The organism is Brevibacterium sp. LAARM3_SD1 (genome assembly GCF_057364765.1).
On the sequence record NZ_JBNFOL010000002.1, the window covers coordinates 50,800 to 63,772 of the forward strand.

Here is a 12,973-nt window from a genome sequence, read left to right on the forward strand (position 1 = left end):
GGCATCGATGACGGCACGACCGCCTCGGCAGGGTGTCCCAAGCGTCGGCTGTAGGACTCAGGGCCTGCCTGCGTGAGGGACGTCGACGGTTGTTGCGAGCATGCGTCCCTCGCGCGCTTTGCTGCGTGCGCCTTCATCCCAGTCGGGGGCCGCACACAGGAAGAGCGTCTTGCCGTCCTCGCCTCCGAGCGCAACGGCGAAGATTCCGTCCGGGGCGGTATTGACCTCCTCGAGAACCTTGCCGCCTTCGCCGATGCGAGTGGCCTTCTGGTTGACGGTGTTGGCGATCCACACCGCGCCCTCTGCATCGAGCGCGAGCCCGTCAGGGACGATCGTCGCGGCTTCGATCCGCTTGGCGACGTTCGGCTCATCGCCGATCTCACCGAAGTTCGCGAAATCCCGCTTGTTGCCCAGCGTTCCATCCGCCTCGATGTCGAAGGCGGTGATCTTGTTGCCGAAGAGTTCGTTGATAATCAGGGTCTTCCCGCCAGGGGTGATGACCATGCCGTTCGGGAACGAGAGTCCGCTGGCGACGACCTGGGAGGTGCCGTCGGTGTTGACGAGGATGACATTGGCGAACTCGTGGTCGGCCCCGCCCATGAGGTCGAACCCGAATTCTCCGACATAGGCCTGCCCGTTCTCCGCGACGACCATGTCGTTGGCGTGGCCGGAGCAGTGGGCGGAGATGTCGGCGTGCTCGACGAGCGATCCGTCGGTCTCGCGGCGGAGGATTTTGCGGTCCTTCATCGACACGATGAGCATCCGCCCATCCGGCAGCCAGCCCAGACCTGAGGGCTGCTGATCGACGACAGCGATTTCCTCGATGCTCCCGTCGTCATTGACCGCGTTGACCGTGAACGTATAGAAGTCCACGAACCACAGTCGACCATCATGCCACCGCGGGCCCTCGAGGTAGGTGAATCCCTTGGCGACTTCCGAGATCTCGTTTCCACTCATTGCGACACCTGCTTTCTGCTGTCCGTCTTTGCACTCACCGTGTGACACGGCCTCCCAGCCGCCGTTGTTGCATTCTAGGACACTTCGCTGCTGAAGCGGCAACTGTAGAACTGAAGGTCCAGGCCAAGGCCGTCAGTCATCGAACACATCGAGGTGTTGACATTGAGCACAGCCGCTCGCCACAGAACCGCAGCCGCAGCAGAGCCTGTCGCTGACTTCGACGCGCAGGCGCTTCCTGATTCGGCGGCTATCCGGGCCGAGATCGATCGGTCATGGCGCCGTTGTCAGGTCATCGGAGTCAGCAGTTCCGCCAGAGAGCTGCCCTTCACCGACGAAGGCATTCCGGACAATCGGGTACTGTTGGCAGCCCGTCCGGTCCTCGACCGATTGTCGGCTCAGCTGCAGGACGCCTCGGTGACCATCATTTTGACCGACCGAGACGCCCGCATCATCGGCCGTTGGGCAGGCAAGCGTGAGTTGCTTCCCCGGCCTCCTCGACGCCGTGTTCGCCGCCCAGGACATCGAACGCGCCGAGGCGACCGCCCCTGAATCTCGCGACTGACCCGCCCGAGTCGCCTCCGCTCAGACGCGGCCGAAGCGGGCGAGCGACGCTCTCCCCTACGCAAGCAAGCCTCTCTCCTCCCGCTGACGAAACTTAAGTGGGGCCAGATTGCCCGCTGCTTACGAGTAGACGAGCAATCTGGACCACTTAAGTCGCGATCGGGAGGACCGCGTCGTTCTGATTGAGCACCTCGACGTGGAAATCGACGATGCCGTCAGACCGGGCGTCAGCTGCTGACCGGCTGCCTCTCCTGCCGGTCCTTGGCCCGACCGCGAGCGAGATCGACCAATCCGATGATTCCGGCGAAGACGATGACGAGCGCGATGAACCCGAAGCCCGCAACGATGGCGGCGCCGTAGCCGGCGAGAGGCTGGACGACGAAGAACACGGCGGTGACGATCGCGATGCCGATGGCCGTACCCACCCGCTGCCCGGTCTGCATCACACCGCCGGAGCTGCCCGCGTACTCGACGGGCACCTCGGCCAGAGTGAGCGTCTGGTTCGGGCTGATCGCCATTCCCTGCCCGAGGCCGGTGATCCCGAGCGTCAGCAGCAGCCACCAGATGCTGATCCCCCAGGCCTCATGTGCCAGTACGAGCAGCGCCGAGGCGACGACCCCGGTCAGACCGATTGCGACCCCGAGGACGACCATCTTGCGACCGAAGGTGAGCACGACACGGCCGGCCGCCTGTGCGGCGATGGCCGAGAGCAGCGCCGAGGGCAGACCGACGAGGCCGGCATGGAGGGCGGGGAACCCGAGACCGTTCTGCAGGTAGAGCGCCACGATGACCCAGATGCCGGGCATGCCGACGAAATACATGGACGTCAGCGACGCCCCGTAGGCGAAGCTGCGCGTCCGGAACAGCTGCATGTCGACCATCGGTGATCCGCCTCGGCGGGAGTATCGGTTCTCCCATCGCACCCACAGCCAGACGACGGCGATGCCGACGGGGACGAGGGCATAGATCCAAGCACCTGCGCTGCGCTCGAGGAAGGGCAGCATGACCAACAACGTACCCACGCCGAGCAGAACGAGCCCGACCGGATCGAAGTCGGCCCGGCGTCGGCCGTGCGAATCGGACTCGGTGCCGATGCCGACCCAGGCACTCTGCGGGAGCCAGAACCGGCCGAGAATGATTGCGGCCAAGGCGATCGGCACGTTGATGAGGAACGCCGAACGCCATCCCCATTCGTCGCCGAGGACCGCGATGAGCCCGCCGCCGAGGACGGGGCCGATGCCCACGGAGACGCCGACGATCGTGCCGAACATCCCGTAGGCGCGACCGCGCACCTTGCCGTGGAAGTACTGCTGGAGCATCCCCACGCCCTGAGGGCTGAGCAGACCGGAGCCGAGGCCCATGACGACACGGGCGACGTTGAGCACGAGCGGGTCCGGGGACAGACCCGAGATGAGGGAGCCGAAGGCGAAGACACTGACGCCGATGACGAAGAGCCGACCACGGCCGAAGAGGTCACCGGCTCGGCCGGCTGCGACGAGGAGCACGCCGAACGCGAGCGTATAGCCCGAGAGCACCCACTGGATCGCCGAATTCGAGGCGCCGATCGAGCGCTGCATGTCGGGGAGGATGACATTGACGATCGAGACGCTCAGCAGCGACATGAACATCGGGACGAGCATCACCGCCAGGATCTTGCGCTGCTCTGCCGTCATGACCGTCTCGGAAACATTACCCATTCATATAGTTCTACGCCGCCCTGCCGACAAGCACAATCGGCCTCCGAGGTGCGTTTGCTCACGCACCACGGAGCCGCAGCGGCCCGACAGGCCGAAAAGCCCAGTTGAGGACGAATAGCCCATGTTTGAACATGGGCTATTCGTCGTCAACTGGGCTGCTGGCGGGTTCAGCACCGAGGCTGCGCTCCGAGCCTCAGCGCAGGAAGCGCCTCACTCCCCCTTGCCGATGGCCTCCACTGCTGTCGGGTCGGACGAGTGCAGGAACTCCTCGATGCGGGCGGCTTCTTCGCCTTCACCGATCGCGCCGGCGGCACGGCCGAGGGCGTAAAGCGCGCGGAGGAATCCGCGGTTGACTTCGTGCGAGTACGGGATCGGTCCGGCGCCGCGCCATCCGGCGGCACGCAGGGCGTCGAGCCCGCGGTGGTAGCCGACGCGGGCGTAGGCATAGGCGTCGACGAGGCGGCCTTCCTTATGCGCCTCATTGGCGAGTTCGGCCCACGCCAGGGACGAAGCCGGCAGTGCAGCGGCCACGTCGATAGGCTCTTCACCGGCGTCGATGCGCGTGCGGGCCTCGACATCCGGGTGATCCTCGGGCAGGTAGGTCGGCTGCGGGCCGAGCTGGCTGGCGTCCAGGTTTCCGATGTGCGATGGGTTGCCGATGGGCTGGGTCATTGCGTCTCCTTCTTAGTCGGTCTTCACTTCGGACGGCAGGATCTTGTACGGGTTCGCACTCAGTGCTCCGGTGACTCCGGCGTCGGCGAGGCCGTCGAGTTGCTTCTTGTCCTTGACGTCGGTGGCCCAGACGGCCAGGTCCACTCCGGTCCATTTCTCGGCGACATCGGCCTCGACGACCAGGGCCGTGTATCCGCTGCCGGAAAGCGACTCGTTCCTGGTCGCCGTCACGTCCCCGGTGAACATGGCTCCGACGCCGGCATCGGCGGCGGCACGAGCCACCTCGGAGTCATCGGTGCGCACGAGCGTCGAATCCTCGAGCCCCGCCTCGGTGATGGTCTTCAACGCCGGGGTGGCCACCTCGGTGGAGTCGATGGCGGGCATGAAGACGGTGTCGCCGCCGAACTCGTCGACGATCTGGTCCCAAGTGATGGGCTCGCCGGGACTCGTGTTCTTGCGGGCCGGTTTGATGGTCTGGTCGAGGAATTCGTCGGCGTCGAGTTCGTCGAGGCCCTCCTTCAGGCCCATGTCTTCGGCTGCGGTCTCCGGGTTCGCGGCCACGATCGTGCCGTCGCCCAGAGCCGTGAGTGTGGGCGCGGGCAGGTAGCCGAACTTCACGTTCTCGGTGAAGGCGAGCTTCGAGTTCGCCGGGTACACCGAGGATCCGCCGTCGAGGGCACCCACAGCCGGTGGGTTGAGCGAATCGACCGTCAGTTGGTCGTCGGAACCGAAGATGTTCATCGCGAGCACGCCGCCGACGAGGAGGACGACGATGGCGCCGGCCCACAGGGGTGCGTTGAATTTCTTCGGCGCCGGGCGGTCGGGCACGGGAATGCGTTCGGCCGATTCGGGATCGACGCTCGGCAGCGGATCAGTGGTGCCGCGGCCATAGCGGTCCCGGTGGGCCCGGCTCGGCTTCTTCTTGCTCATCGACTGCCATCCTTCGTCGTTCCGGCTCCGGTGACGAGTCCCCGGAGGAACCCGGCACCCCAGCACAGGTGCATGGTCGGCAGGACGATGCCGAACCAGAATCGCTCACGTCGTCCGCAGTCCTTCGCCGCCGAGGCGGTCGCCAGGATTCCGGCGATGTAGCCGAAGCTGGGCACGTGGATCAGGGAGGTGAAGCGGCGAAGGAACTTCGGCCACGTCTTCGTCGCGCCCGTGAGCTGGAGCAGGGTCTCGATCACGGCCGCGCTCATGCCGAGCACGAGCAGCGGCGGGGCGAAGTAGCGCAGCGAGTTCTGCGAACCGTAGCGGCGGATGAGTTCGGCGCGCCAGATCCCGGTGGCCCAGAACTGCTGCGCGATCTTCGACCAGGTGCCGCGCGGCCAGTAGGTGACTTCCATGTCGGGGTTGAACCAGATGCGGCCGCCGGCGGAGCGGATGCGCAGGTTGAGCTCCCAGTCCTGACCGCGTTTGATGCCTTCGTCGAACCCGCCGAGGTGGTCGAACACTTCCCGTCGGTACACGCCGAGGTACGCCGATTCGGCTTCCTGCGCCTCATCACCGGAGTGGTAGGCGGGACCGCCGAGGCCGACGGGCGACATATAGGCGCGCGCCACGGCCTTCTGGAAGGAAGTCTTGCCGCGGGCGAGCATGAGTCCGCCGCAGTTCGCGGCCTTCGTCTCACGCAGGGTGTCGATGGCCTGGACGGTGTAGTCGGCGCCGAGCCCGGAGTGCGCGTCGACGCGGATGATCACCGGGTGCCGGGTCGCGGCGATGGCGAGGTTGAGGCCGATCGGGGTCGCGGCCTGCGGGTTGTCGACCGTCTGGATCCGCGAATCGCGGGCTGCCATCGATTCGATGATGGCGTTCGTATCGTCGGTCGAGGGCCCGAGGGCGAGGACGACCTCTTTGTCTCCGTCGTAGTCCTGGGCGAGGATCGTGGTGATCGCCTGGCGGATGTGCTCGGCTTCGTTGAGCACCGGCATGACGTAGGAGACGCCGGGCTTCTCGTTAAGCGGCGGAAGGCCCTCCGGGGTCAGGATCTCAAGTACTTTCGACACGCCCTCAATCTTCCCACACCCGCGAATGCTCGGTCTTGAGGGGGCATACAGGTGGAGCCCGGCACGCACCAGACACCCCGTCGGCACCAGACGCCCCGTCGGCACCGGAGCCCGGCTTCACAGGCCCCGAGCGATGAGCTCCTTCATGATCTCGTTCGTACCGCCGTAGATCTTCTGCACCCGGGCATCGGCGTAGAGGCGAGCAATCGGGTATTCGACCATGTACCCGTAGCCGCCGAAGACCTGCAGGCAGCGATCGACGACCCGGTTCTGAGCATCCGTGGCCCAGTACTTGCCTGCGGACGCCTGCTCTGTCGTCAGCGTTCCCTTGATGTGTTCGCTGGTGAGGTGGTCGATGAAGGTGCGGACGGACAATGCCTCGGTGGCACATTCGGCGAGGACGAACTTCGTGTTCTGGAAACCGAGGATGGGCCTGCCGAAGGCCTCCCGCTCCTTCGCATAGGCGACGGTCTCCCGGACGGCGAATTCCGCGGTCGCGGCACCGCCGACGGCGATCGCCAGTCGTTCCTGAGGCAGCTGCTGCATGAGTTGGATGAACCCGCGGCCCTCAACTCCGCCGAGGACGTTCTCAGCCGGGACGCGCATGTCCTCGAAGAACAGCTCCCGCGTGTCCTGTCCGTGCAGTCCGACCTTCTCCAGCACACGTCCGCGCGAGAACCCCGGCAGATCATTCACTTCGGCCACGATGAGCGAGACACCCTTCGCGCCGGGCTCGTCGCTGGTGCGGGCCACGATGATGACGAGGTCGGCATGGGACCCGTTGGTGATGAACGTCTTGGCGCCGTTGATGACATATTCGTCGCCGTCACGCACCGCCCGGGTCGTGATGTTCTGCAGGTCCGATCCGGTGCCCGGTTCGGTCATGGCGATCGCCGACACGAGCTCGCCGGTGGCCATGCGGGGCAGCCACCTGCGCTTCTGCTCTTCGGTGCCGAAGGCGTTGATGTAGTGGGCGTTGATCGTCGAGTGGACGCTGGTGCCCCAGGCGGTGTCGCCCACGAACCCCTGTTCCTGCAGGAGCACCGCCTCGTGGGCGAAGGTGCCGCCACCGCCGCCGTACTCTTCGGGGATCGAGATGCACAGCAGACCGGCGTCGCCGGCCCGGGTCCACGTGTCACGATCGACCTGTTTCTGCTCGGCGAAGCGGGCTTCGTGCGGCACGATCTCCTTGGCGAAGAATCCGCGTGCCAGATCGCGCAGGTCATCCGTCTCCTGGGTCTCCCAGGCGCCGCGGTATCCGTCGAGAATCATTGTGATGTCTCCTGAATCTGCTCGTCGTGTTGGTTCCGAAGGGCCGTGCCGGCCCCAGAGAGGTCAGTGGTGGGAGGTGCTGATGAGGGGGATGCGGGGTGCTGGTGCGGAGATGCGCTCTGGGTGATCATGTGGGGGTATTCGTGTGCGCGTTGATCAGCCGAGAGCGACTCGCTCAACGGGCAGATCATGCTCGGCTGCGAAGTCGATCCAGTACGCCGTCGGCTCGGCGGCGAAGGCCTTCTCGAGTTCCTCGTGTTCGGACCCGACGAGGGAGGCCAGCGCCTTCGCGAAATGAGGCTCGAGGCAGGCGACGGCAATATGACCGTCAGCCGTCGAGTAGGTCCGATAGAAAGGCGTTCCCCCGCCGAGGGGACCTCCCGGTGTGCTCATTTCGTGCCGTGCCGGTCCCGCCGCCCATTCGGCCGCCTTGTCGAGGACGACGCGACGGACGATTCCGCCGCTGTGCTGACCGTTCGCGTCCTGATCGCCGGCACCCTGGGCAGCAGTGCGTCGGGTCTCGAGTTCGTGCAGCCCTGCCAGAGCTTGGAGTGCCGCGTGCTCGCCGCCGAGGACATCGGCGACGGGCACTGTGGGCATGGTTCCCGGGAGGAGGGTGGAGTGCGCTGCCTGATAGGTGAGGTCGTGGCCGGGGACGTCGGCGCGGTCACCGGCAAAGCCGACGATCTCGACGTGGACCAGTTCGTGTTCGTCGACGAACTCCGGCAGGCCGAGAGCGGCGGCTGCGCGGCGACGCATCGAGGTGAGCAGCAGGTCGGCCCCGGCTAAGAGCGTCCGGAGCTGCTCGATTCCCTCATCGTCTTTGAGGTCGATGGTCCGGATCTCCTGGCCGTCGGTGAGCTCCTGGTAGTAGGCGGGGAACATCAGGTTGAGGGGATCGCCGATGGGCGGTTCGACCTTGATGACTCGGGCACCGAGAGCATGCAGGCGCGCTGCCGCCAGCGGTCCCGGCAGATTGACGGCAAGAGAGATCACCGTGACTCCGCTGAGCGGTTGAGAGGCGGTCATTCGCGGATCCCCCGGTCGAATCGAATCAACTTTCCTGAATGAATGTATAGGATATTGAAAGAACGTTCAATGCTATGACGAGAAGTTACCGGTTTCCAGGTACGATCACCGACACGAGCACGAGCATCGGCAGGAGAAAGGGCAACAGCATCGGTCTGAGAGAATGGCCGCGGACGTCAGAGGTGAGGACATGGATGTGCCGATGAATGCGGAGCGCAACAGCAGGAACGCCGACGCCGGCGAGTCCTCGGCGATAGATCTCACGAGCCGTGCCCGGATTCGCAATGCCGGTCTCCATCAGTTCGCCACAACCGGATTCGCCGGCACTCCCCTGCGCGCGATCGCCTCCGAGGCGGGAGTGGCCATCGGCCTGATCTCACACCACTTCGGCTCGAAGGACGGACTGCGGGCGGCTGTCGAGAGTTGGATCGTCGACCAATTCGCCGCAGCGATCACCGAAGCCGATGCCGCAGCTCCGGACTCCGTCGCGGATACCGCCGGGCGCGATGCCGCGGTGGCTCAGATGCTCAAGGCGAACCCGCTCATAGTCGGCTACCTGCGCCGCGAACTCCTCGAAGGCTCTGCCGGTCGCACTCTCATCACACGCCTGGCCAGGCTCTCACTGCAGAGCGTGGATTCCATGCGCTCGGGAGGCGTCGCCTCGACGGACAGGAGTCGCGTCGATCAGGTCGTCACAGTCATGATCCGGCAGCTGGGCAAGCTGTTCCTCCAGCCGCTCGTCGACCAGGTCGTCGACTCATTTCCCACTGATGAGCGCCCGGCCGCCAAGCCGGAGCTGACGATCACCGTGCGCACACCGCACGACTGACCCGACTCAACTGCACCCGCCTCATCTGACCCAGCTCAGCTGCACCCGCCTCACCTGCGCGGATATCATGCCCTCTGCCCTCCGGGTTGTGCCGTGTCGCACATTCCCGTACATTCACAACATAGGACATCATACGTCTTACGTGTCGGTCCTAAATGTCAGATGGGGCTTCCGCTCGCACTCACGCCCGCGCCGGCCCTCTACATCATCCACGTGAGGAGGGAGCATGGACGCTCCGGGACTCGGCGGCCTCAACTGGGCCGTGATCATCATCTACCTCTTGGCCACCCTCGGCATCGCGGTCTGGTTCACCCGCCGGGCCGGCAGAGGCAAGGACGCCTTCTTCAAGGCCGAAGGGCGGATCCCGGCTTGGGCGGCGGGCTTCTCCATCTACGCGACGACGCTGTCGGCGATCACCTATATGTCCACGCCCGAGCAGGCATTCCTCACCGACTGGTCCTATGCGGCCGGCAATATCGCGATCTTCGCGATCGTCCCGCTGCTCGTGATCTTCTACATCCCGTTCTTCCGCAAACTCGACGTCACCACGGCGTATGAGTACCTCGAAGAGCGCTTCGGCCCAAGCATCCGCGTGCTCGGCTCGGTGCTCTTCGTCCTCTTCCACATCGGCCGCGTCGCCATCGTCATCTATCTGCCGACCCTGGCCATCAGCTCGGTCACCGACATCAAACCCGCGCTCGTCGCCGGAGCCGTCGGCGTGCTCTCAGTCGTCTACACCTTCCTCGGCGGCATCGAGGGCGTCATCTGGTCCGATGTCGTCCAGGGCATCATCCTCCTCGTCGGTGCCGCGGTCATCCTCGTCTTCGGCATCATGGCCCTCGACGGCGGCCTGGCCACCGTGGTCTCCGACGCCGCGGCCGATGACAAGTTCATCTCCGCCGACAACTGGAAGTTCGGCGGAGCCGCAGCAGCCATTCCGATCGTCTTCCTCGGCTCGGTCTTCAACAACCTGCACCAGTACACCGCGAGCCAGGACGTCGTCCAGCGCTACCAGACGACGGATTCGCCGAAGTCGACGGCACGGTCGCTCATCGTCAACGGCTTCCTCGCTCTGCTGACGATCCCCCTGTTCTACGGAATCGGCACCGTCCTCTTCAGCTTCTACCGGCACACGGAGTCGCTGCCGGAGGGCTTCAACACCTCGGCGCTCGTGCCGTATTTCGCGGTCACCGCTCTGCCCGCCGGCATTTCGGGCCTGCTCATCGCCGCGATCTTCGCCGCTGCGCAGTCGACGATCTCGTCGAGCCTCAACTCGATCTCGGCCTGCGTGACCGTCGACATCCGCGACCGCTTCTTCCCGTCGAAAGACGGAGCGCCTCGCACCGGAGTCGCCTTCTCCCGCGCCGTCATCGTCATCGTCGGCGCCCTGTCCGTCGGCGTCGCGCTCTACCTCTCGGCGACCGATCAGGCCCAGACCTGGGACCTGTTCCTGTCGATCACCGGGCTCTTCGGCGTTCCGTTGGCCGGCGTCTTCGCCCTCGGGATCTTCACGAAGCGAGCGAACACTTCGGGAGTGCTCGCAGGCCTTCTGCTCGGTGCTGCACTGGCCTGGATCGTCCAGGACACGGCCGGGCTCTCGCCGTTCGCCGTCTCCACCGTCGCATTCATCGGCGCCATGGTCTTCGGCTACCTCATCTCCCTGCTCACCGGGACGATGCAGCGCGGCCGCAGCGACCACGATGTGCTGCCGCTGACGATCTTCGGCAAGCGCTCGGCCTACACTCGCCGAGTTCCCACCGAACCTGCCCGGGCGGTCGCCGCATCCGCGGCCGCCTCCCCCGCGGTCTCCGGGGCCGCCTCCCCCGCAGTCTCCGCCGACTCAGCCCCGACGATCGGATCGGATCCGACCGAGCCCGGGGCCGCCTCGGCGAGCAATGACAAGAACGACAAGTAAGGACACGACCATGACTGACTTCCACGGCATCATCCCCCCGCTGCTGACCCCGCGCACCGCGGACGGCGAGATCGACCGCGCCGGGTTGGCCGCCCTCGTCGACCACCTCGTGGCCGGTGGAGTGCACGGAATCTTCGTGCTCGGGTCCTCCGGTGAGGTCCCGTACCTGACGAACGCCGAACGTGACCTCGTGCTCGAAACCGCGCTCGAGGCCGCCGCCGGCCGGGTGCCCGTACTCGTGGGCATCAGCGAGCAGACGACCCCCCGGGTTCTCGACGAGGCCGACCGTCTGCTGGCCATCGGCGGTGACGCCGCCGTCGTGACCACGCCGTTCTATGCCCTGTCCGATGCCGCCGAGGTGGAGCGCCACCTGCGCGCCGTCGCCGCCCATATCAGCGTGCCCGTCTTCGCCTACGACGTGCCGGTGCGCACGCATATGAAGATGCCGCTCGACGTCCTCGTCCGCCTCGCCGAGGAGGGTGTGATCGCCGGAGTCAAGGACTCCTCGGGTGACGACGTCGGCTTCCGCCGACTGCTGCTGGCGACGAAGCACCTGGAGAACTTCGCCGTGTTCACCGGCCACGAGGTGGTCACCGACGGTGCGATGCTCGGCGGCGCGGCGGGCATCGTCCCCGGGCTCGGCAACGTCGACCCCGCCGCATACGTGCGCATCTATGATGCCGCGAAGGCCGGCGACTGGCAGGCCGCGGCGGCCGAGCAGGATCGCGTGGCACGCCTGTTCGACATCACCGGAGCCGCGACCCCGGGCCGCGTGTCCGCAGGTGCGGCGGGCCTCGGCGGGTTCAAGACCGCTCTGCAGCTCATGGGCGTCATCGACTCGAACCGGATGGCCGAGCCGATGGAGGCGCTCAACGCCGAAGAGGCCGAGCGCGTCCGCGAGATCGTCGCCGCCGCAGGACTGCTGTGACCCTGCCCGCCACCGTCGCCGTCGATGTCGGAGGCACGAAGATCCGTGCCGGTTCCGTCATCGACGACGAACTTGCGCACGTGCGCAGCGTCCCGACGCCTGCGACCGCAGGTGCCCGGGCCGTTCTCGACACCATCGCCGAGGTGGCCGCCGCCGTCATCGCGGAGACGTCGGGTGCGCGTGGCGCCGAGACCGGCGGTCATGGCAGTGCCGCGACTGCCGGTCGTGGCAGTGCCGGATCCGGCGGTCTTGCCGGGGGCGGGGACGGCTCGGGTTCCGACTTCGTGTGGCGGATCGGCATCGGCGCGGCCGGGGTCATCGACCCGTCGAGCGGTCTCGTCGTCTCCGCGACGGAGTCCCTGCCCGGATGGGCCGGAACGGACCTGTTCGCTGAACTCACGGCGCGCACCGGTCTTCCCGTGCGCGTCGTCAATGATGTGCACGCCCATGCCCTCGGCGAGGCAGCCGCCGGAGCCTCCCGCGGTGCTCGAAGCTGCCTGCTCGTCGCGGCGGGCACCGGAATCGGCGGCGGGTTCATCGCCGATGGGCATCTGCTCACAGGCCGGAACTCCGCGGCCGGTCACATCGGGCATGTGCCCGTCGCGGCTGCAACCGGTCTGGGCTGCCCGTGCGGCGGAACCGGCCACGTCGAAGCCATTGCCTCGGGTCCGGCTGTTCTCGAAACCTACCGGCGCCTGGCCTATGGCTCCGCCGAGCCCTCTCCCGGGCCGGCAGAGCCTGCGGCACACGAACATTCCCACAATCAGGAATCGGCGAATCCGTCCAGCTCCTCCTCGGGGCCAAATTCAGGATCCGATCGTGATGCGGCGGCCGCCTCGGTGAACTCAGCGTGCGTCCCAGCCAACACCCGAGAATTGGCGGCGGCCGCCTCGGCGGGGGATGAACTGGCGCTTCGCGCCTTCGACATCGGGGCACGTGCCTCGGGTCGGCACTCGGCGGGATCGTCAATGTCCTCTCCCCCGAATTCGTCGTCATCGGCGGCGGACTCGCCGAGATGGACGGCATCTGGTGGAACCCCCTCCGGGCGGCCTTCGCCGCGGAACTCATCCCCGCCGCCTCCGGAGCTCAGCTCGTGAAGGCAGAATT

General features: G+C 66.4%; 10 protein-coding genes and 2 pseudogenes. 5 read left to right on the plus strand and 7 right to left on the minus strand.

Annotated elements, in window-relative coordinates; translation table 11 throughout:
* Positions 1 to 57: 57 nt before the first annotated feature.
* From AC2W7L_RS01275 to AC2W7L_RS01305, 7 genes are all read right to left on the minus strand, one after another.
* Entirely contained in the window at positions 58 to 957 is a 900-nt protein-coding gene (locus AC2W7L_RS01275; RefSeq protein ID WP_486002911.1) for an SMP-30/gluconolactonase/LRE family protein, read from the minus strand.
* A gap of 788 nt (positions 958 to 1,745) precedes the next feature.
* Positions 1,746 to 3,215: an MFS transporter gene (locus AC2W7L_RS01280; RefSeq protein ID WP_486002912.1), complete on the minus strand. Its 1,470-nt coding sequence runs from the start codon at positions 3,213 to 3,215 to the stop codon at positions 1,746 to 1,748.
* 210 nt (positions 3,216 to 3,425) lie between these two features.
* Complete coding sequence (locus AC2W7L_RS01285; protein WP_486002913.1) at positions 3,426 to 3,887, minus strand: DUF3151 domain-containing protein; 462 nt, start codon at positions 3,885 to 3,887, stop codon at positions 3,426 to 3,428.
* Positions 3,888 to 3,899: 12 nt separating this feature from the next.
* A complete protein-coding gene (locus AC2W7L_RS01290; RefSeq protein WP_486002914.1) occupies positions 3,900 to 4,817 on the minus strand; it encodes a hypothetical protein in 918 nt (305 codons plus the stop codon).
* Complete coding sequence (locus AC2W7L_RS01295) at positions 4,814 to 5,893, minus strand: glycosyltransferase family 2 protein (protein ID WP_486002915.1); 1,080 nt, start codon at positions 5,891 to 5,893, stop codon at positions 4,814 to 4,816. Before AC2W7L_RS01295 ends, AC2W7L_RS01290 begins: the two co-directional genes overlap by 4 nt.
* A 117-nt stretch (positions 5,894 to 6,010) precedes the next feature.
* Positions 6,011 to 7,165 (minus strand): acyl-CoA dehydrogenase family protein, encoded by a 1,155-nt coding sequence (locus AC2W7L_RS01300; RefSeq protein ID WP_486002916.1) that lies wholly within the window; start codon positions 7,163 to 7,165, stop codon positions 6,011 to 6,013.
* A gap of 156 nt (positions 7,166 to 7,321) precedes the next feature.
* Complete coding sequence (locus AC2W7L_RS01305; protein WP_486002917.1) at positions 7,322 to 8,194, minus strand: CoA transferase; 873 nt, start codon at positions 8,192 to 8,194, stop codon at positions 7,322 to 7,324.
* A 190-nt stretch (positions 8,195 to 8,384) separates the two neighbouring features.
* Here AC2W7L_RS01305 and AC2W7L_RS01310 point away from each other — a divergent pair, with 190 nt between their 5' ends.
* The 5 genes and pseudogenes from AC2W7L_RS01310 to AC2W7L_RS01330 form a co-directional block, all read left to right on the plus strand.
* Entirely contained in the window at positions 8,385 to 9,023 is a 639-nt protein-coding gene (locus AC2W7L_RS01310; RefSeq protein ID WP_486002918.1) for a TetR/AcrR family transcriptional regulator, read from the plus strand.
* 226 nt (positions 9,024 to 9,249) lie between these two features.
* Complete coding sequence (locus AC2W7L_RS01315) at positions 9,250 to 10,938, plus strand: sodium:solute symporter family protein (protein ID WP_486002919.1); 1,689 nt, start codon at positions 9,250 to 9,252, stop codon at positions 10,936 to 10,938.
* A 10-nt stretch (positions 10,939 to 10,948) separates the two neighbouring features.
* Positions 10,949 to 11,866, plus strand: coding sequence for a dihydrodipicolinate synthase family protein (locus AC2W7L_RS01320; RefSeq protein WP_486002920.1), 918 nt, complete (start codon positions 10,949 to 10,951; stop codon positions 11,864 to 11,866).
* A 284-nt stretch (positions 11,867 to 12,150) separates the two neighbouring features.
* Positions 12,151 to 12,528: pseudogene (locus AC2W7L_RS01325) on the plus strand (ROK family protein); the annotation flags it as partial.
* A 299-nt stretch (positions 12,529 to 12,827) separates the two neighbouring features.
* Positions 12,828 to 12,959: pseudogene (locus AC2W7L_RS01330) on the plus strand (ROK family protein); the annotation flags it as partial.
* Positions 12,960 to 12,973 lie beyond the last annotated feature (14 nt).

Coding starts and splice junctions, on each gene's coding strand:
- AC2W7L_RS01275 (WP_486002911.1), bottom strand. CDS start 957: ATGAGTGGAAACGAGATCTCGGAAGTCGCCAAGGGATTCACCTACCTC.
- AC2W7L_RS01280 (WP_486002912.1), bottom strand. CDS start 3,215: ATGGGTAATGTTTCCGAGACGGTCATGACGGCAGAGCAGCGCAAGATC.
- AC2W7L_RS01285 (WP_486002913.1), bottom strand. CDS start 3,887: ATGACCCAGCCCATCGGCAACCCATCGCACATCGGAAACCTGGACGCC.
- AC2W7L_RS01290 (WP_486002914.1), bottom strand. CDS start 4,817: ATGAGCAAGAAGAAGCCGAGCCGGGCCCACCGGGACCGCTATGGCCGC.
- AC2W7L_RS01300 (WP_486002916.1), bottom strand. CDS start 7,165: ATGATTCTCGACGGATACCGCGGCGCCTGGGAGACCCAGGAGACGGAT.
- AC2W7L_RS01305 (WP_486002917.1), bottom strand. CDS start 8,194: ATGACCGCCTCTCAACCGCTCAGCGGAGTCACGGTGATCTCTCTTGCC.
- AC2W7L_RS01310 (WP_486002918.1), top strand. CDS start 8,385: ATGGATGTGCCGATGAATGCGGAGCGCAACAGCAGGAACGCCGACGCC.
- AC2W7L_RS01315 (WP_486002919.1), top strand. CDS start 9,250: ATGGACGCTCCGGGACTCGGCGGCCTCAACTGGGCCGTGATCATCATC.
- AC2W7L_RS01320 (WP_486002920.1), top strand. CDS start 10,949: ATGACTGACTTCCACGGCATCATCCCCCCGCTGCTGACCCCGCGCACC.